12 protein-coding genes are annotated in these 17,718 nt (G+C 56.3%); 7 read left to right on the top strand and 5 right to left on the bottom strand.

Translation table 11 applies throughout. The annotated features are described in order from the left end of the window. Nucleotides 1-27 precede the first annotated feature (27 nt). From E1180_RS15170 to E1180_RS15155, 4 genes are all read left to right on the top strand, one after another. Entirely contained in the window at nucleotides 28-1,266 is a 1,239-nt protein-coding gene (locus tag E1180_RS15170; RefSeq protein WP_155192077.1) for a phenylacetate--CoA ligase family protein, read from the top strand. Nucleotides 1,267-1,389: 123 nt separating this feature from the next. Continuing rightward, nucleotides 1,390-2,463: a ferrochelatase gene (hemH, locus tag E1180_RS15165; RefSeq protein ID WP_155192173.1), complete on the top strand. Its 1,074-nt coding sequence runs from the start codon at nucleotides 1,390-1,392 to the stop codon at nucleotides 2,461-2,463. Between the two features lie 150 nt (nucleotides 2,464-2,613). Further along, nucleotides 2,614-3,597 (top strand): SPFH domain-containing protein, encoded by a 984-nt coding sequence (locus E1180_RS15160; RefSeq protein WP_155192074.1) that lies wholly within the window; start codon nucleotides 2,614-2,616, stop codon nucleotides 3,595-3,597. A 5-nt stretch (nucleotides 3,598-3,602) separates the two neighbouring features. Continuing rightward, the gene (locus tag E1180_RS15155; RefSeq protein ID WP_155192072.1) at nucleotides 3,603-4,052 is read left to right on the top strand and encodes an NfeD family protein; all 450 of its coding nucleotides are present in this window, start codon (nucleotides 3,603-3,605) and stop codon (nucleotides 4,050-4,052) included. Nucleotides 4,053-4,081: 29 nt separating this feature from the next. Here E1180_RS15155 and E1180_RS15150 read toward each other — a convergent pair whose 3' ends face one another. The 3 genes from E1180_RS15150 to E1180_RS15140 all read right to left on the bottom strand — a co-directional run bounded on the left by E1180_RS15150 (nucleotide 4,082) and on the right by E1180_RS15140 (nucleotide 6,891). Further along, on the bottom strand, nucleotides 4,082-4,936 hold the full coding sequence (locus tag E1180_RS15150; RefSeq protein ID WP_155192070.1) for an OmpA/MotB family protein: 855 nt from the start codon (nucleotides 4,934-4,936) through the stop codon (nucleotides 4,082-4,084). Nucleotides 4,937-4,957: 21 nt separating this feature from the next. After that, entirely contained in the window at nucleotides 4,958-5,725 is a 768-nt protein-coding gene (locus E1180_RS15145) for a motility protein A (protein WP_155192068.1), read from the bottom strand. Nucleotides 5,726-5,883: 158 nt separating this feature from the next. Further along, nucleotides 5,884-6,891 carry a KpsF/GutQ family sugar-phosphate isomerase gene (locus E1180_RS15140; RefSeq protein ID WP_155192066.1) on the bottom strand — a complete coding sequence of 336 codons (1,008 nt, stop codon included), beginning with the start codon at nucleotides 6,889-6,891 and terminating at the stop codon, nucleotides 5,884-5,886. 194 nt (nucleotides 6,892-7,085) lie between these two features. Between E1180_RS15140 and E1180_RS15135 the strand changes: the two genes are divergently transcribed. From E1180_RS15135 to E1180_RS15125, 3 genes are all read left to right on the top strand, one after another. Further along, the gene (locus tag E1180_RS15135) at nucleotides 7,086-8,546 is read left to right on the top strand and encodes an outer membrane beta-barrel protein (RefSeq protein WP_155192064.1); all 1,461 of its coding nucleotides are present in this window, start codon (nucleotides 7,086-7,088) and stop codon (nucleotides 8,544-8,546) included. A gap of 77 nt (nucleotides 8,547-8,623) precedes the next feature. Continuing rightward, nucleotides 8,624-9,892 carry a lytic murein transglycosylase gene (locus tag E1180_RS15130; protein WP_155192061.1) on the top strand — a complete coding sequence of 423 codons (1,269 nt, stop codon included), beginning with the start codon at nucleotides 8,624-8,626 and terminating at the stop codon, nucleotides 9,890-9,892. Nucleotides 9,893-10,014: 122 nt separating this feature from the next. Beyond that, the gene (locus E1180_RS15125) at nucleotides 10,015-11,112 is read left to right on the top strand and encodes an SGNH/GDSL hydrolase family protein (protein WP_208997168.1); all 1,098 of its coding nucleotides are present in this window, start codon (nucleotides 10,015-10,017) and stop codon (nucleotides 11,110-11,112) included. 161 nt (nucleotides 11,113-11,273) lie between these two features. On the opposite strand, the gene E1180_RS15120 is transcribed toward E1180_RS15125, so the two are convergent. Together E1180_RS15120 and gltB are read right to left on the bottom strand one after the other, a co-directional pair. Next, entirely contained in the window at nucleotides 11,274-12,707 is a 1,434-nt protein-coding gene (locus E1180_RS15120) for a glutamate synthase subunit beta (RefSeq protein ID WP_155192059.1), read from the bottom strand. An 86-nt stretch (nucleotides 12,708-12,793) separates the two neighbouring features. Continuing rightward, on the bottom strand, nucleotides 12,794-17,527 hold the full coding sequence (gene gltB / locus E1180_RS15115; RefSeq protein WP_155192050.1) for a glutamate synthase large subunit: 4,734 nt from the start codon (nucleotides 17,525-17,527) through the stop codon (nucleotides 12,794-12,796). Between the last annotated feature and the right edge of the window lie 191 nt (nucleotides 17,528-17,718).

Raw genomic sequence — 17,718 nt, 5'->3', positions numbered from 1 at the left:
GACGGGCCCAAACAAGCGGAGAATACCATGGGCGAGATGCAATTTGATGCGCGCGAGCGGCAAGATCCCGCTCAGCGCGAACAGGATCTTTTTGCCAAATTGCCGGAGTTCTTAGGGCATGCCGTGTCCAAGGCACCGGGGTGGGCGGAGTATTTGCAAGGATGCGATCTGGCGGGTGTTACGGACCGGTCCGCGCTTGCCCGGCTGCCGGTGCTCCGAAAGTCCGAGCTGATGGAAAAACAAAAAGCCAGGCCTCCTTTCGGTGGCTTCCTCGCAGGGGATTTGTCCGGGGCATCGCGCGTCTTCATGTCACCGGGGCCGATTTGGGAGCCCCAGGCACCTGGACTTGATCCTTGGAACGGTGCAAGGAGCCTTTTTGCTGCCGGTTTCCGGGCGGGGGATGTCGTCCTCAATGCGTTTTCCTACCACCTGACCCCCGGTGGTTTCATCCTTGATCAAGGTGCGATCGCACTTGGCTGTACGGTTTTTCCTGCAGGCGTTGGCAACACTGATATGCAGATCGAGGTGATCGAGACACTCGAGCCCGTCGGCTTCGTTGGTACTCCGGACTATCTGAAAGTCTTGCTGGACCGGGCGAAGGACCAGGGGCGCGATGTGTCTTCGATCACGAAAGCTCTTGTGTCAGGTGGCGCCTTGTTTCCAAGCCTTCGGCAAGAATACGAAGGACAGGGCATCAAGGTCGCCCAGTGTTATGCGACCGCAGATCTCGGTGTGATTGCCTATGAGACCGGTGCGGATACCGGCATGGTCGTTAACGAGGACTACATTGTCGAAATCGTCCGTCCTGGAACCGGTGAGGCGGTCTCTGATGGGGAAGTCGGCGAATTGGTGGTCACGTGTTTCAATCCGACTTATCCATTGATCCGGTTCGGCACCGGAGACCTCTCCAAGATTGTTCCTGGACAGTCTCCATGTGGGCGGACCAACATGCGGCTTGCGGGTTGGATGGGCCGTGCGGACCAGCGGACAAAGATCAAGGGGATGTTTGTCGATCCAAAGCAAGTCGCCGAAATAGTTTCCGCTCACCCGGAAGTCAGTAAAGCAAGGCTGGCAGTGCGCCGGGACGGCGAAAGCGATGTGATGACATTGTCGGTGGAAACCGCCAGTGCGGAAAACGGGCTCGGAGACCGTGTTGCCTCTACGCTGCGCGACATTACGAGACTCAAAGGGGCGGTGGAACTCGTCGCTCCTGGCGGATTGCCGAATGATGGTAAGGTTATCTCTGATGAGCGGGATTATGGCTGACGGGCAAGGTGATCTGTAAGTTTTCTGATACGTACTGGGTTTGTCGCATTGGCCTGCTCTCAACAGTAGCCTATGTAATGCAGCACAGTTTCAGAATGCCAAGGATCAGCACGTCTTATGAACATGCATCAACAGCCCCCGGTTTCCGCTGACCAGATAACGGATTTCCGCCAAGTGCATCTGCCAGACGGCCACCCGACCGTGAAAAGCGGCAAGGTTGGTGTTTTGCTGGTCAATTTGGGAACACCCGATGCGACAGATTATTGGCCGATGCGCCGCTATCTGCGGGAGTTTTTGTCGGATAAGCGTGTAATCGAGTGGCCACGCGCGATCTGGTTTCCGATCCTCTACGGCATTGTCCTGATGACGCGGCCGGGCAAATCCGGCAAGGCCTATGAGGAAATCTGGAACCACGAAAAAAATGAGTCGCCACTGCGGACGATTACCCGCAGCCAATCGGACAAATTGACGGAAATTCTTGGCGATAGCGACGGCCGCCTGAAGGTGGAGTGGGCGATGCGTTATGGCCAGCCGTCAATTCCCGATAAGCTCAAAGCACTGAAAGACGAGGGATGTGATCGAATCCTCGTCTTCCCGCTCTACCCGCAATACTCGGCGACGACCACGGCAACAGTGAACGATGTTGTTTGCAAGTCCTTGCTGGAGATGCGCTGGCAGCCCGCCATCCGGACAGTTCCGCCCTATCATGACGATCCGGTTTATGTGACTGCGCTTGCCAAATCAGTCGAGCGGCACCTGGAAACCCTAGACTTCGACCCGGATGTCATCCTGACATCGTACCACGGCATCCCGCAGTCATACTTCAAGCGCGGCGACCCGTATCACTGCCATTGCATGAAAACGACACGGCTCATGCGTGAAGTCCTTGGAATGGATGACACCAAACTCCGGGTGACATTCCAGTCCCGCTTCGGACCGGAAGAATGGCTTCAGCCATACACTGACAAGACCGTGGAGCAACTTGCCAAGGACGGCGTGAAAAAGGTCGCCGTCATGAACCCTGGCTTCGTGTCAGATTGCCTGGAGACACTTGAAGAGATTGCGGGCGAGGCCGGCGAGATCTTCGAGGAGAATGGCGGTGAGCACTTCAGCCATATTCCTTGCCTGAATGACAGCGATCTAGGAATGGACGTCCTTGAAAAGATTGTGCGGCGGGAGCTTGGCGGCTGGATCTGATCTGGCGTCATAATTCTGCCTTCACAGGACCTCTACAAGATCTTCACTGTAAAGCGATTTTGCGCCCGGACCGCTGTGTGCCGACTGGTACTCCGCTGTGGTTCGGCGCATAGTGCTGTCCGACTCATGTTTTGATCTTGGGAGTTTCCAATGCCGTTGGCTGGTTTCGACATATTTCTGATTGGTCTACTCGTCCTTGTCGTGCTGGTGATCTTTGCCGGCGTAAAAACCGTTCCACAGGGATACAATTACACCATCGAAAGGTTTGGAAAGTACCGCAAGACACTGACACCGGGCCTGAACTTCATTGTGCCTTTTGTCGACCGGATCGGTCACAAGCTGAACATGATGGAGCAGGTCCTCGATGTCCCGTCGCAAGAGGTCATCACCCGGGACAACGCGACCGTAACTGCCGATGGTGTGACATTCTATCAGGTCCTTGATGCAGCCAGAGCCGCCTATGAAGTCCTGGGGCTCCAGAACGCGATCCTGAACCTTACGATGACCAACATCCGGTCTGTGATGGGATCCATGGATCTGGACAATCTCTTGTCGAACCGCGATGAGATCAACGCTCAGATCCTGCGGGTCGTCGATGCGGCTGCAGAACCCTGGGGGATAAAGATCACACGGATCGAGATCAAGGATATCAATCCGCCGCGCGATCTTGTTGATGCCATGGCCCGCCAAATGAAAGCGGAGCGCGAAAAACGCGCCTCCATCCTTGAAGCTGAAGGAAAACGCCAGTCGGAAATCCTGAAAGCAGAAGGCGAGAAACAGTCATTGATCCTTGAAGCCGAAGGCCGGAGAGAGTCTGCATTCAGGGACGCGGAGGCACGGGAACGCGAAGCTGAAGCAGAAGCCAAGGCTACACAGATGGTGAGCGCTGCAATCGCAGCCGGCGATGTACAGGCGATCAATTATTTCGTTGCCAACAAGTATGTCGAGGCATTCAAGGAGCTGGCCACGTCCCGTAACCAGAAGACATTGATCCTTCCGATGGAAGCAACGTCACTGCTCGGTGCGCTTACCGGCATTGGAGAGATTGCAAAAGAAGCTTTTGGCGATGAGGCAAAAGGCGGGCGTTCAGGGTCCCGGATCCCGGACACCGGGCCAACGGACGGAAGGCCCTAAGTCTCATGATCCTGGAGACAATCACTGCGCTGGGCGCATGGAGCTGGGTGATTGGAGGATTGATCCTCTTGAGCCTGGAGATTCTGGCACCGGGAACCGTCTTCTTGTGGTTCGGTGTCGCGGCCTTGATTACAGGTGGTATCGCGCTTGGCTTTGACACCGGCTGGCAGATCAATGTCGGCTTGTTTCTCGTTCTGTCTCTGGTCAGCCTCGTCGTCGGCCGCAAGCTAATGCGGAACCTCGCATCCGAGCGTGGAGACCCAGGTCTCAATCAGCGCGGCTCGCGCTATATCGGCCGCGAATTCCGGCTGGAGGCGCCTTTGTCCCAAGGGGCTGGCAGATTGTCCATTGATGACACGATTTGGCGTATTACGGGTCCCGACCTGCCGGCCGGAACCAAAGTACGTGTTGAATCGATCGACGGTGCACGGCTGGTTGTGGCTGCGGCTGAATAGCAGCTGGCTGCCGTATTTATAACCAGGGTCTACGGCCTGTGCCCGGGCGGGACGGGTGGTTCTTCGGCTTTCAACAAAATGCCGACACGCCGGTTTGCGGCAAGATACGGATCATTCGGAAAAAGCGGCTCTGTATCTGCCTTGCCGACCACGGCGAAAAACTGGTTGTTGGGAACCCCGTATTCGGACAGGATTTGGCGGGCGATGTTCGCACGCTCGCTTGAAAGATCCCAGCCTGTGTAGCTTGGGTCAATTGTCCGTTGTCCCGCCGTTGTGTGCCCTGTGATTTCGATCCGGTTGGGCATCTGGGACAAGACTGGCGCCATTTTCGCAATGAGGCGGCGGGTGGTCTCATAAGGGTATTTGGAGCCTTCCCGGAACATCGAGCGGCCATCCTGGTCGACCAGCATGATGTTCAATCCTTCATCGCTTTCTTCGAGAATAATGTTGCTCGAAATTTCCGTTATTTCGGGCATTTCCTGCCAGGCTTGGCGGAGCGACGCGGCAGCGGTTGCAAACTGCCTCGGCTTTTCAATGTCAGCTTCGAGCGTGTCATGGGTGTTGGCTTCCGGCCCCTGTTTCCGCCTCTGTTCATGGCGCTCTTGGGAGAAATCGGAGTCCATTTCCTGCTCGACCTGGCTGATATCCTTCATGTAGTCCCGGATCGGGATACCTTCGACCTCGATTATGCCGGTTTTTCTCGAGGTGTCCTTGACCCCGAAAGCCTCCCGCATGGACCCAGCAACAACCTGAAGCTTTTCCTTGTCTTGGATCGAGAAGGAGATAATCAGAACGAAAAAACATACGAGCAGTGACATAAGATCAGCGAACGTCACAAGCCAATCTGGAGCGCCTCCGCCGGTTTTTTGTTTCTTGCGTGCCATAAGCTTTGCCTTGCCGTGCCGTTAAGCCGCTTCGACCATCTCTGCGCGGGCTTTCTCCGGCAGGTAGGCAACGAGCATCTCTTTGATGAGAGCCGGGCTTTTAGATTCCCGTATCTGGCAGACCCCATCAATGATCAGCGTTTGGTTAAGTTCATCAACATCAAATTTGGCGTCCAGTTTGTCGACCATCGGCAAGCAGATGATGTTGGAAATCAGAGCGCCATAGAGAGTTGTGAGAAGAGCGACCGCCATAGAAGGGCCGATAGCTGCCGGATCATCCATGTTGGCAAGCATTTGCACCAGACCGACAAGCGTTCCGATCATGCCAAAAGCGGGTGCGGAATCGCCGAGCGCCTTCATGACACGGCGCCCTTCTGACAAGCGGCTCAGCTGCAGATCCCGTTCACGTTCCATGGACTCCTTGATGAACTCAAGCTCATAGCCGTCGGCTATGTACTGGACACCTTTTGCGAGGATCGGATCGGAGACATCAACATTTTCCAGTCCGAGCGGACCGGATTTGCGTACGATTTCACCCAGGTTGGTGATTTCGGTGATGAGATCGCGGGGGCTGGCTCCGGCTCCACTGAGCGCGACTTTAAAACCAGTCACGAAAGCGGCGGCAATGTCCGACAATTGAAAGCGGATCAATGTTGCAGCAAGTCCGCCACCGATAACGATCAGCATTGACGGCACATCGACAAATTGCGTGAAGCTGCCGCCAAGGAAGATAGCGGTGATCACGATGCCAAACGCACCGACCATTCCGATTAGAGTCGCCAGATCCATTCTGTACACACACCGATTGCTTCAAGCCGCGGGCTTGTTTGACATTGACGGCAGTGTACGGTCGCTATGGCTAATCAAATCCTAATAAGGATTGCGACAAACCGTTTAAACCGGGACCTTTCAGTGACAGTCAGGCAAAAGTGACCCGTATTTGAGGATCAAGCAGCACCGATCCGAAGAAGATCATGCAAATGCACAATCCCGACCGGCCGTGCATCTTCCACAACGAAAACAGAGGTGATGGATAGGCTGTTGACCAACTCCAGAACCGAAGCTGAAAGCGCGGCGGGAGACACCGTCTTTGGATCCCGGGTCATGATTTCGCCCGCAGTTTTTGCCAGCAGATCTGAGGAGATATGCCTGCGCAAGTCACCATCCGTGATGATGCCGATCAGCTGGTTCAACTCGTCGATGACGCCCAGGACACCAAAGCTTTTTTTGGACATCAGGACGATGCCTTCGCTCATTGGCATGGTCGACTTCACAAGAGGCAAGGCATCGCCCGTGTGCATGATGTCCTTTGCGGACTTCAAGCTGGCCCCCAGACGGCCGCCTGGATGCAAGACCTTGTAGTCCTGCGGGCTGAAGCCGCGCCCTTCAAGGAGAGCAACCGCCAGCGCGTCGCCAATTGCCAGTTGAACGAGGGCCGATGTGGTCGGCGCCAGGCCGTGGGGACATGCCTCTGCTACCGCCGGCAGATTTATGACGATGTCGGATGCGCGTCCGAGCGTGCTGTCTTCGCGCGATGTGATCGATACAAGCGGGACTTTAAACCTGCGGGTATAGGCAACAATCGCAGCCAGCTCTTGTGTCTCGCCGGACCAGGAAATGGCGATGACCACATCATCTTGCGTGATCATCCCCATGTCGCCGTGGCTTGCTTCAGTTGCATGCACGAAGTGCGCGGGTGTGCCCGTCGACGCTAGGCTTGCGGCGATTTTCGTACCAATGTGACCGCTCTTGCCAACGCCTGTGACGATAACCCGGCCGCGGCTGGATTGAATTAGCTCGAAAGTCTTCTTGAACGGTGTGGAAAGACCATTCTTGAGAGCGGCGCGAACCGCGCTCAATCCAGCGATTTCAGTTTCCAAGGTCCGTTCGGCTGACACAAGGCACAGATCTGCTGTCTCACTGTCGGTGTCAATTCGAATTGCTGGATCGGTCATGTTGGTCTTTCACTCATTACTTAACGAAATAGCTCTAAGGTAACCGCCGGAAGGGATCAAGAACCGCCCGTTTATTAAATTGATTAGACTGAAAACAGTTAACCTGTTTCCGATTTTGCAACTTGGAAAGGATGCGTTAACCATAGTCCTTCAGGTTGGGTCAGATTGCAAATCCGTCTTGTCCCGGACACCTGATGAAACGTGCCTTACCGATCCTGGTTTGTCTTGCATATCTGCAGACAAACCCGCTTGCTGCTCAATCCCTTGAGGATTTGCGCGGGTCCGGTGATTTTGGAGATGGGCCTGAAACCGCTTCAGAGTCCGCTCAAAGTACGGATGGTAGCCAGCGCAATCCAGCACAATCTGATGTTTTCGCCCTTCGGCCCGGACTAAACAGTGCCGAAGCCGAGGATGGGTCCAGTGGTCTTGGGACGAATGGGCGTGTCGTGCCGATCAGGCCATTTTCAGACCGGATTGCCGCAGTTAGCCGCGCCGAACCGTTGGCAGAGGGGGGAATTGATGAGAGTGTCTTTGATGGTGACACATCATTCGATGCCGCCGAGGGGATCCGTTTAGGCTCGTTTACGTTGACGCCGCAATTGACGATCTCAAGTGGATGGACAGACAACACATCGCAATCAGCCGGCGGTGAACCTGGCGGCTTCTATGACATTGCCCCGGACATTTCTTTGACCTCAGACTGGTCCCGGCACGAACTCGACATGTCATTGCGGGGCTCTTACACCGGTTATCCGGATAACTCGGACGACTCGGATGGGAACGTCACAGCAGCTGTGAATTTCCGTCTCGACGTGAGTGAAGCTACGCAGGTCACAACAAGTCTTGGTTACTCCTATGCGCGGGAGGAGGACGGGAGCGCAGAATCGTCTTCCGGTGTGGATCACATCCAGCAGATTTCAGGTGGTGTTACTGCCTCACGGCAGGTTGGGCTGGTTGGTGTGTCTGCAGGCCTTGCTGCGGATCGCAGTGCCTACACGTCCGATGACGGGTCCGAAAGCGGCCGCGATAATACGCTCTACTCCGCAAATCTGCGTTTGGACGCCAATACGGGCAGCGTCATCGAACCGTTCGTCCAAGGGGCTCTCTTGTTGCGCCGGTACGACGATACGTGCAGCGACAGTTTGTGCGAAAAAAGGGATGCCAACGGATATGAACTGCGGGGCGGCGTCGCAATCGCGTCCGGCCCAAAGCTGGCTGGTGAAGTCGGAGCTGGTTGGCGGATCGAAGATGTTGAAGATCAGCGTCTGGATAATCTGGCAGGTCTCATTGTTGATGCCTCCTTGGTTTGGTCGCCCAGCCGCTTGACGACCGTAACAGCCGGACTTGGAACAAGTTTCTCTGCCACAGACATTGATGGCTCGAGTGGATCAATCATCTATTCAGGTGATATCCGGCTGGCCCATAGTTTCAGCGACCGGCTGGTTGCCGAAACCGGTGCCGGCTACAGTTATAGAACCTATGAAGGTGTATCGATTGAGGAAAAGACACTGAGCGGGTTCGGTGGGCTGACATTTGCGCTCACACAAAATGTGGCTTTGACCGGCAGTTATACACATAGGCGTTTTGACAGTTCACAAACTGGCAGCGATTATACGGAAAATGCAATTGAAGCCGGACTTCGGTTCCGGCATTAACGATACGGTAACCAAGACCGGAGCATTCAATAGGCGGGGGCTGACACAATATAGGATTTGGGCATTAGGAGGCCCTCATGCGGAGTTCTTTGCGTAAAGCAACTGTCTTTCTTCTTCGTAATCCGGTGGCCAGTGCTTTGTCGAGTGTCAAAAGGACAACGTGGCGAGTTGCGGTAGCCGGCTTAGTCGCCCTGCCGGCCGGTCAGGCGGCAGCTGATCCAGGCTTCAGCCGATTTGTGGCAGACTTCTGGCCAACAGCCCGCGCAGCAGGCGTGTCAGCTCAAACCTACAACAGTGTTTTTGCGGGCATGGAGCCCGATACGGACACATTGCGGTTGATGGACCGGCAATCTGAGTTCGTGAAGCCTATTTGGGAATATCTCGACAGTGCTGTTTCTGAAAGCCGTGTCGAGAAGGGCCGTGAACTCTTGCAACAATATGGCCCGGTGCTGCGCCAGATTGAGGCCCGCTTTGGGGTCGATCGTGAGGCAGTGCTGGCTATTTGGGGCATGGAAACCAACTATGGCGGTTTCATGGGCCGCCACAATGTCATCCAGGCCCTTGCAACATTGGCTTACGCAGCTCCCCGGAGGAAGAGCTTCTGGGAGCGGGAGCTCGTGACAGCTTTGAACATCGTGCAGGCAGGCCACGTGCGCTTTCAGGACATGGAAGGGTCTTGGGCCGGGGCCATGGGGCACACACAATTCATGCCGTCCAGCTGGAAAGCCTATGCTGCGGACTATGACGGCGATGGCCGCCGCGACATTTGGACATCTATTCCGGATGCCCTGGCGTCCACGGCGTCATACTTGAAAAAGCATGGGTGGCAGACGGGCAAGACCTGGGGCTACGAAGTTCAGTTGCCGTCCGGTTTTGACTATCACCTGGCAGATGGCGAAAAAACGAAGACACTGTCTGAATGGACCCGGTACGGTGTGCAGCGGATGAATGGCCGGGATTTCCCGCGGCCGTCAGACAATGCAATCCTGGTTCTGCCTGCTGGTGCCAACGGCCCGGCCTTCCTGATGCTCCGCAACTTTTATGTGATCAAACGGTACAACAATGCCACCGCCTACGCTTTGGCTGTTGGGCATCTGGCTGATCGCATTATTGGCGGGGGGCCTCTCGCAGGCGACTGGTCGCGGCAGCATCTGCCGCTCACGCGTTCGGAAACAAAAGAACTGCAAGCCCTTTTGAACCGCCGTGGCTTCCAAGTTGGCGCAGCAGATGGCAAAGTCGGTCCGGCAACGCGCCGTGGGATCCGTGCATTTCAGGTTTCGCGGGGATTGGTTCCGGACGGATATGCTTCCGCCGTATTGCTGGCCAAACTCAAAATGGATGGCTAGCAATCTGGAAGGGTGATTGCTCAGGGGTGGTTTAGGTGGCCGCAGCAAAATGTGGACGCAAACGGTTTAAAACCATCAGGTCTCTTTTGGCGGTGGCATGTGCTGCTGTCATTAGCGCTTCTGTGACATTGTCCTCCACAGCCGTGGCGGAGCCGATTGAAGATGTGCGGAACGATCCGATCATTCTGGCCCAAAACGGACCGTTTCGAGGCTTTAATCCGTTTGCCCCGCTAAAACGCCTTTTCAGGGGGGATCGTGAGCGCAAGCGCCAGAAGCCGGTGGAGAAAAGGCCCGCTGCAACGCGGCCTGCCGGAACCGCGCCGCGATTTGAAGTCGTAGAAAAAGATCCCGATGCGGGTCTCATTCTCGTTGTCGGTGACCGAATGGCACGCGGTGTTGCCGACGGCTTGCGGTTCACGCTTGCTGACAAGCCACAGATCCGGATTGAGCGGATTACGGACGACAAGTCCGGATTTACAGGCGAGCCAGCGCCGGATTGGTCTACCCAAGTCCTGTCAAAAATCCGCGGAGCTGACGTAAAAGCTGTTGTCGTGATGATCGGACGGGAGGATATCGGCGAAGCATTTCCTGGCGAACCTCCCGTTGAGTTCATGACGTCCGAGTGGCTCGAAGCTTACATGGATGAAATCGACGAACTCGTGAACACGGTGCGGCGCGAAAAGAAGCCGGTTGTCTGGGCGGGATTGCCTCCAACCAACAATGAGATTCTCAACGGCGATTTTACGCAGCTGAATTCCCTCTTCCAGGGTGCCTCTGAAGACCGCCGTGTCCGCTATGTGGACATTTGGGATATCTTCCTGGCGGAAGACGGCACGTATTCCTCGTTTGGCCCGGATGTTGAGGGCAAGAACGCGCGCTTGAGGACCAATGATAGGATCGGCTTTACGTGGGCTGGGTATCGAAAAGTCGCGTTTTTCGTGGAAAGAGAGCTTTCCAGGCTGCTTGGCGGATATGGTGGCCTGGCATTTGAAGGCGTCGAAGATGACCCAAACTTCATCGTTCTGACTGGCCGTACGACGTCGCCCGAATCGTTATTGCTTGGCGGCGAAGAGACCCGCGAGATCGACAAGAACAGTCCCGCCTACCGGTACTTTGTCAAAGGTGAGCCGCCGTCAAGGATCCGGGGCCGGGTTGACGATCCCCGTCACCCAATCGAAGAAACGTCGGCCTTGGGATTATCCGATCAAAGCGGATCGTAGTGACCGGCACATGCAGCCCGATAAATGGTAGTGCTGCCGTACCGGACTGAAGAGGTTGTGGAACCGGGTCCGGCAAAGGACACTCCCGGACGCGCTGAAAACGCGTCCGGGAACCCGTTTATGCTCGAAAGGCGGTGGACCTGCGGGCAACCCTTACGCCCTTAACGTGGCAGATCAGAAGATCCCGTCAGGAATTCATCAACAGCTCTGGCGGCTTGCCGGCCTTCGCGGATTGCCCAGACCACAAGAGATTGCCCCTTGCGCACGTCACCTGCAGCGAAGACGTTTTCCATCGTGGTCTTGTAATCATCTGTGTTGGCTTTGACGTTGGTCCGGCCATCCAGCTCAAGCTTGTCACCGGCCTGCGCGATATAGGTGTCGAGGCGCGGACCGGAAAATCCGATCGCGGCAAACACAAGATCGGCCCTTAAAATGAACTCGGTTCCCGCGATTGGCTGCCGCTTTTCATCGACCCGAGCACATTTGACACCGGTCACCACATTGTCTTCATCGGCGACAAGCCCAAGCGTTGCTGCGGAAAACTCTCGTTCCGCGCCTTCGGCTTGCGAGGACGATGTCCTGAACTTCGTCGGCCAATACGGCCAGACTGTCATTTTGTCTTCCTTCAGCGGAGGAATGGGCCGGATATCAAGCTGTGTGACCGAGAGCGCGCCCTGACGGAAAGCTGTTCCAACACAGTCGGACGCCGTATCACCGCCTCCAATGACAACGACATGTTTGCCGCCGGCCCAGATGGGCGCTTCGGCTCCTTCCGGCTCGCCGCCGACACGGCGGTTCTGTTGAACCAGATAATCCATCGCCCAGTGACATCCGTGCAGGTCCATGCCTTCCACACCCGGATCCCGGGGACGTTCCGCTCCGGCGCATAGGATAACCGCATCGTGGCGTTCTGAAAGTTCATCGAGGCTGACTGTTACGCCGACATTTACACCGTAGTGGAACGTGACACCTTCGCCTTCCATCTGTTTGACCCGGCGGTCGATGTAGTGCTTCTCCATCTTGAAGTCGGGGATGCCGTAGCGCAGCAGGCCGCCAGCCTTCGGTTCACGCTCGTATACGTGAACCGTGTGGCCGGCGCGGCCGAGTTGCTGAGCGGCTGCCATGCCGGCGGGACCGGAGCCGATGATCGCAACTGCCTTGCCGGTTTTCCGCGCTGAGGGCTGCGGCGTAATCCAGCCTTCTTCCCAGCCCTTGTCCGCGATTGCTTGTTCGACGCTTTTGATATTGACCGGAACATCTTCCAGATTAAGCGTGCAAGCCTCTTCACATGGGGCTGGGCAAATGCGGCCCGTAAATTCAGGGAAGTTGTTTGTCGAATGCAGATTGCGAAGCGCGATATCCCAATCCCCCTGATACACGAGATCGTTCCAGTCAGGGATCTGGTTGTTCACAGGGCAACCGGCCGGGCCATGGCAAAAAGGAATGCCGCAGTCCATGCAGCGCGCGGCCTGATTGGCAACTTCCTGGTCATTCAGCGGAATTGTAAACTCGCGGAAATGCCGGATCCGATCCGACGCCGGCTGGTACTTTTGTTCCTGCCGATCAATCTCCAAAAAACCGGTTACCTTGCCCAAGGCGGCCTCCTCAAATTCTATTCGTGCGTTGGAAGGCTCCAATCGGCCGCACGGGGCGGCCGAGAGCCTTCCTGTCCATTTTGGCGTTACTCTGCTGCGACCATTCCGAGGCGCTGCTCTTCCATCTCGCGCAATGCGCGGCGGTATTCGACCGGCATAACTTTTACGAATTTCGGACGGAAACGCTCCCAGTTGCCCAAGATCTCGGCAGCTTTGGCTGATCCTGTGTATTGAACATGCTTTTCGAGCATCTGACGCAAACGTTCGTCGTCATGACGGGTCATGTCGCATGAAAGATCGACGCGGCCCTTGTGTTCAATGTCGCCGCCATGGTGGTGCAGCTTCTCAAGAAGATCATCTTCCTCGGTCACCGGTTCAAGCTCGACCATGGCCAGATTGCACCTGGTGCCGAATGTCCCGTCTTCATCGAGAACATAGGCGATCCCACCAGACATGCCGGCGGCAAAGTTCCGCCCGGTCTGGCCGATAACCACAACAACTCCGCCAGTCATATACTCGCAGCCGTGATCGCCAACACCTTCGACAACAGCGATGGCGCCGGAATTCCGGACGGCAAAACGTTCTCCTGCAACACCGCGGAAGTAACACTCGCCTTCGGTCGCTCCATACAGAACCGTATTCCCAACAATGATGGAATTTTCCGCAACAATCCGGGTGTTTTCAGGCGGGCGGACAATCAGTTTGCCGCCAGACAAGCCTTTGCCGACATAATCGTTGGCATCGCCTTCCAGGTCGATCGTGACACCTTTGGCGACAAACGCTCCGAATGCTTGGCCAGCAGTTCCTTTTAGTTTGATCATCAGCGTATCGGGCTTTTTCAAGCCCTTGCTGCCGTAACGCTTCGCGATCTCGCCGGACAGCATTGCACCGACCGACCGATCCACCGAGCAAATGGTCTCATGGATTTCCATGGGCTCGCGGGTCTCAAGCGTCGGCTGAGCCGCAGCAATCAGACGCCGGTCCAAAATGTCGTCAATCGGATGGTCCTGACGGGCCGTCCAACGCGTTTCTTCCGGGGGTGCCTCTGGCTGGAAGAAGAGGCGCTTGAAATCAAGCCCCTTGGCCTTCCAGTGATCAAGCGCTGCATTCTTGTCGAGGTAGTCGGTCCGTCCGATCATGTCGTCAAGTTTGGTAACGCCGAGGGATGCCATCAACTCGCGGACCTCTTCTGCAACATAGAAGAAGTAATTGATGACGTGCTCCGGCGTGCCCTTAAACCGTTTCCGCAACACCGGGTCCTGCGTCGCAATACCGACCGGGCAGGTGTTGAGGTGGCATTTTCGCATCATCAGGCAACCAGCGGCAATGAGGGGCGCCGTTGAGAACCCGAATTCATCTGCGCCAAGAAGTGCGCCAACGATCACGTCGCGTCCGGTCCGTAAACCGCCATCGACCTGAAGGGCAACGCGGGAGCGCAGACCGTTCAGAACCAGTGTCTGCTGGGTTTCTGCCAGGCCGATTTCCCATGGGCTGCCGGCGTGCTTGATGGAGGTGAGCGGGGAGGCCCCCGTACCACCGTCGAATCCGGAGACGGTGATATGGTCGGCACGTGCCTTGGCAACACCTGCCGCTACCGTTCCAACACCAACTTCGGAGACAAGCTTTACGGAGATATCGGCAGCCGGATTGACGTTTTTCAAGTCATAGATCAGCTGTGCCAGATCCTCGATTGAATAGATGTCATGGTGGGGAGGTGGAGAAATCAGGCCAACGCCCGGCGTCGAATGCCGCACCTTCGCGATTACAGCATCCACCTTGTGGCCGGGCAGCTGGCCGCCTTCGCCAGGCTTTGCACCTTGAGCCACCTTAATCTGTATCATGTCAGAGTTGACAAGATACTCGGTGGTCACGCCGAAACGGCCGGAGGCGACCTGCTTGATGGCAGAGCGTTCCGGGTTCATTGACCCGTCCGGCATAGGGTTGAAGCGTTCCGGCTCCTCACCGCCTTCGCCAGTATTCGACTTCCCGCCGAGCCGGTTCATGGCAACTGCTAGGGTCGCATGTGCTTCGCGAGAAATCGATCCAAAGGACATTGCGCCGGTCACAAACCGTTTCACGATGGCTTCGGCGGGTTCGACGTCCGAGATGTCGATGGATGTTCGGCCGATTTCCTCCGCGCTTTTGATCCGGAACAATCCGCGGATCGAGTAACGTCCGCTTTCCTCGTTCACTTCCTTCGCGAAAGCCCGGTACATGTCAGGGAGGTTTGCCCGGACCGCATGCTGCAGATTGGCGATGGAATCCGGGGTCCACATATGGCTTTCGCCACGTGTGCGGTAAGCATACTCGCCGCCGACGTCGAGTGAGCGGCGCAGAATTTCGACATCGCCGAAAGCAGCGGACTGACGCTGCACGGTCTCTTCGGCGACTTCCGCGAGGCCAATGCCCTCGATCATGGTTGCCGTGCCGAAGAAGTACTGCTCAACGAACTCCGACGACAATCCGACGGCGTCGAAAATCTGGGCGCCGCAGTAGGACTGATAGGTCGAAATGCCCATTTTGGACATGACCTTCAAGATGCCCTTGTCGATGGATTTGATGTAACGCTCGACGACCTCGAACTGATCCACTTCTTCCGGGAAATCCATCTCCATGTGCATGGACAGAAGGGTTTCGAACGCCAGGTACGGATTGATCGCCTCCGCGCCGTAGCCTGCAAGCACACAGAAGTGGTGGACTTCACGCGCTTCGCCGGTCTCAACAACAAGTCCGACCGAGGTCCGCAATCCCTTGCGGATCAAGTGATGATGGACTGCCGCCGTTGCAAGCAGTGCCGGAATTGCGATCCGGGTCCGGCTGATGAGCCGGTCGGATAGGATGATGATGTTGTAGCCGTTGTGAACAGCCGCTTCAGCGCGATCGCAGAGTTCCTGCAGAGCGCTTTCCATGCCGCCGGAACTTTTTTCCGCATTGTAGGTGATGTCTAGCGTCTTGGCGGAAAACTGATTGTCGGCGATATCCCCAATCGCGCGGATCTTTTCCAAATCCTCGTTTGTCAAAATCGGCTGACGTACTTCGAGGCGCTTGGACGTTGACAGGCCGCCCAGATCAAAAATGTTCGGACGGGGGCCGATGAACGATACAAGGCTCATAACCAATTCTTCGCGGATCGGGTCAATCGGAGGGTTCGTGACCTGAGCGAAGTTCTGCTTGAAGTATGTGTAAAGAAGCTTCGACTTGTCAGATAAAGCTGAAATCGGGGTGTCGGTTCCCATTGAACCGATCGCTTCCTGGCCAATGGTCGCCATTGGCGTCATCAGAAGTTTAATGTCTTCCTGCGTGTAGCCGAATGCTTGCTGGCGGTCGAGCAGGCTCTCACCGGCGACTGGCGCGCGCTGGCGTACGCCAGGAAGATCTTCCAGCACGATCTGGGACCGGTGCAGCCAGTCCTTATAAGGGTTGGCCGTTGACAGTTGCCGCTTGATCTCATCATCCGAGACGATACGGCCCTCTTCCATATCGATCAGCAGCATGCGGCCCGGCTGAAGGCGCCACTTCTGGACGATTTTTTCCTCTTCAACCGGAAGGACACCAACCTCTGACGACATGATTACAAAATCGTCTTCGGTGACGATGTAGCGGGCGGGACGCAATCCGTTCCGGTCCAGCGTGGCTCCGATCTGCCGTCCATCCGTGAAAGCAACCGCGGCCGGACCGTCCCAAGGCTCCATAAGCGCGGCGTGATATTCGTAAAAGGCGCGCCGGTTGTCGTCCATCAACGGGTTTCCGGCCCACGCCTCGGGGATGAGCATCATCGCAGCATGTGCCAGCGAGTAGCCGCCCATGACCAGGAATTCGAGCGCATTGTCGAAACAAGCCGTGTCGGACTGGCCTTCATAGGAAATCGGCCAGAGTTTTGAGATGTCGTCCCCCAGCAGTGCTGAGGACACCGATGCCTGCCGTGCCGCCATCCAATTGACGTTACCGCGCAGTGTGTTGATCTCGCCGTTATGCGAGACCTTACGGTAAGGGTGCGACAAATCCCAGGACGGGAATGTGTTGGTGGAAAAACGCTGGTGCACAAGCGCCAGCGCCGACGTAAACCGTTCGTCGCTCAGATCCGCATAATACGCACCAAGCTGATAGGCCAGAAACATGCCCTTATAGACGATCGTCCGGCTTGAAAGCGAAACGATATAAAAGCCCTTCTTGACCGCATCGGTCTCTGCGCGAACCGTGTTGGAGATCACTTTGCGAAGCACATAGAGCCGCCGCTCGAATGCCTTCTCGTCATCATCACTGGACTTTTTTATAAAGACCTGGCGTGAAACCGGTTCTGTCGCGGCAATATCCGGAGCTTTGGAAAGGGAGGCGTTGTCGACAGGCACATCCCGCCAGCCGATGAGTTGCTGACCTTCCGCCGCGATGACGCGCTCAACGATCTCCTCGCACTTGGAGCGAAGATCATCGTCTTGCGGCAAAAACAGGAAGCCCACACCGTAATTGCCAGCCTCAGGCAGCTCGGATCCCGCTTTTGCCATTTCCTCTTTGAAAAAGGCGTGGGGGATCTGGATAAGCATACCGGCGCCATCACCCATGAGCGGGTCCGCGCCAACGGCACCGCGATGGGTCAGGTTTTCGAGAACCTGAAGGCCATCGGCGACGATCTTGTGGGATTTTTGGCCCTTCATATGCGCGACGAAGCCGACACCGCAGGCGTCGTGTTCGCGTGACGGATTGTAGAGCCCTTTTTCGGCGGCCGTGCCCAGTCGGTCTGCAAGTGTCTTGGTGACGGTAGACTTTGTCTCCGTACCTGCTGCCTGCATAGCTGTGCTGGTCGTCAGCTCTATATTCGTCATGTGCGCCCTCACTTCTAACCCCAGTTAAACCGTCGCTTTGAGCGCCGGGATCTAGTCGGGTCGCAATCTTTCAAGATTGCGGCTCGGTGAACCCTGGCTTATGCCGCGGCTCTGGTGTTGTATATTCCGCAACGGCCGCCCTAAACAAACCGTCGCATTGACGCAGCGGATGTCCGCTGCCGAAACTGTTT

The sequence above is a fragment of the Roseibium denhamense genome, assembly GCF_009711415.1.
Classification (GTDB): Bacteria; Pseudomonadota; Alphaproteobacteria; order Rhizobiales; family Stappiaceae; genus Roseibium; species Roseibium denhamense.
The sequence above is the reverse complement of the archived record's forward strand: the minus strand, read 5'-3'. Positions and strand labels throughout refer to the sequence as shown.

Bases quoted from the DNA above. Each gene is read 5' to 3' on its own strand.
- E1180_RS15170 (WP_155192077.1), top strand. From the start codon at position 28: ATGGGCGAGATGCAATTTGATGCGCGCGAGCGGCAAGATCCCGCTCAG.
- hemH (WP_155192173.1), top strand. From the start codon at position 1,390: ATGCATCAACAGCCCCCGGTTTCCGCTGACCAGATAACGGATTTCCGC.
- E1180_RS15160 (WP_155192074.1), top strand. From the start codon at position 2,614: ATGCCGTTGGCTGGTTTCGACATATTTCTGATTGGTCTACTCGTCCTT.
- E1180_RS15155 (WP_155192072.1), top strand. From the start codon at position 3,603: ATGATCCTGGAGACAATCACTGCGCTGGGCGCATGGAGCTGGGTGATT.
- E1180_RS15150 (WP_155192070.1), bottom strand. From the start codon at position 4,936: ATGGCACGCAAGAAACAAAAAACCGGCGGAGGCGCTCCAGATTGGCTT.
- E1180_RS15145 (WP_155192068.1), bottom strand. From the start codon at position 5,725: ATGGATCTGGCGACTCTAATCGGAATGGTCGGTGCGTTTGGCATCGTG.
- E1180_RS15140 (WP_155192066.1), bottom strand. From the start codon at position 6,891: ATGACCGATCCAGCAATTCGAATTGACACCGACAGTGAGACAGCAGAT.
- E1180_RS15135 (WP_155192064.1), top strand. From the start codon at position 7,086: ATGAAACGTGCCTTACCGATCCTGGTTTGTCTTGCATATCTGCAGACA.
- E1180_RS15130 (WP_155192061.1), top strand. From the start codon at position 8,624: ATGCGGAGTTCTTTGCGTAAAGCAACTGTCTTTCTTCTTCGTAATCCG.
- gltB (WP_155192050.1), bottom strand. From the start codon at position 17,527: ATGACGAATATAGAGCTGACGACCAGCACAGCTATGCAGGCAGCAGGT.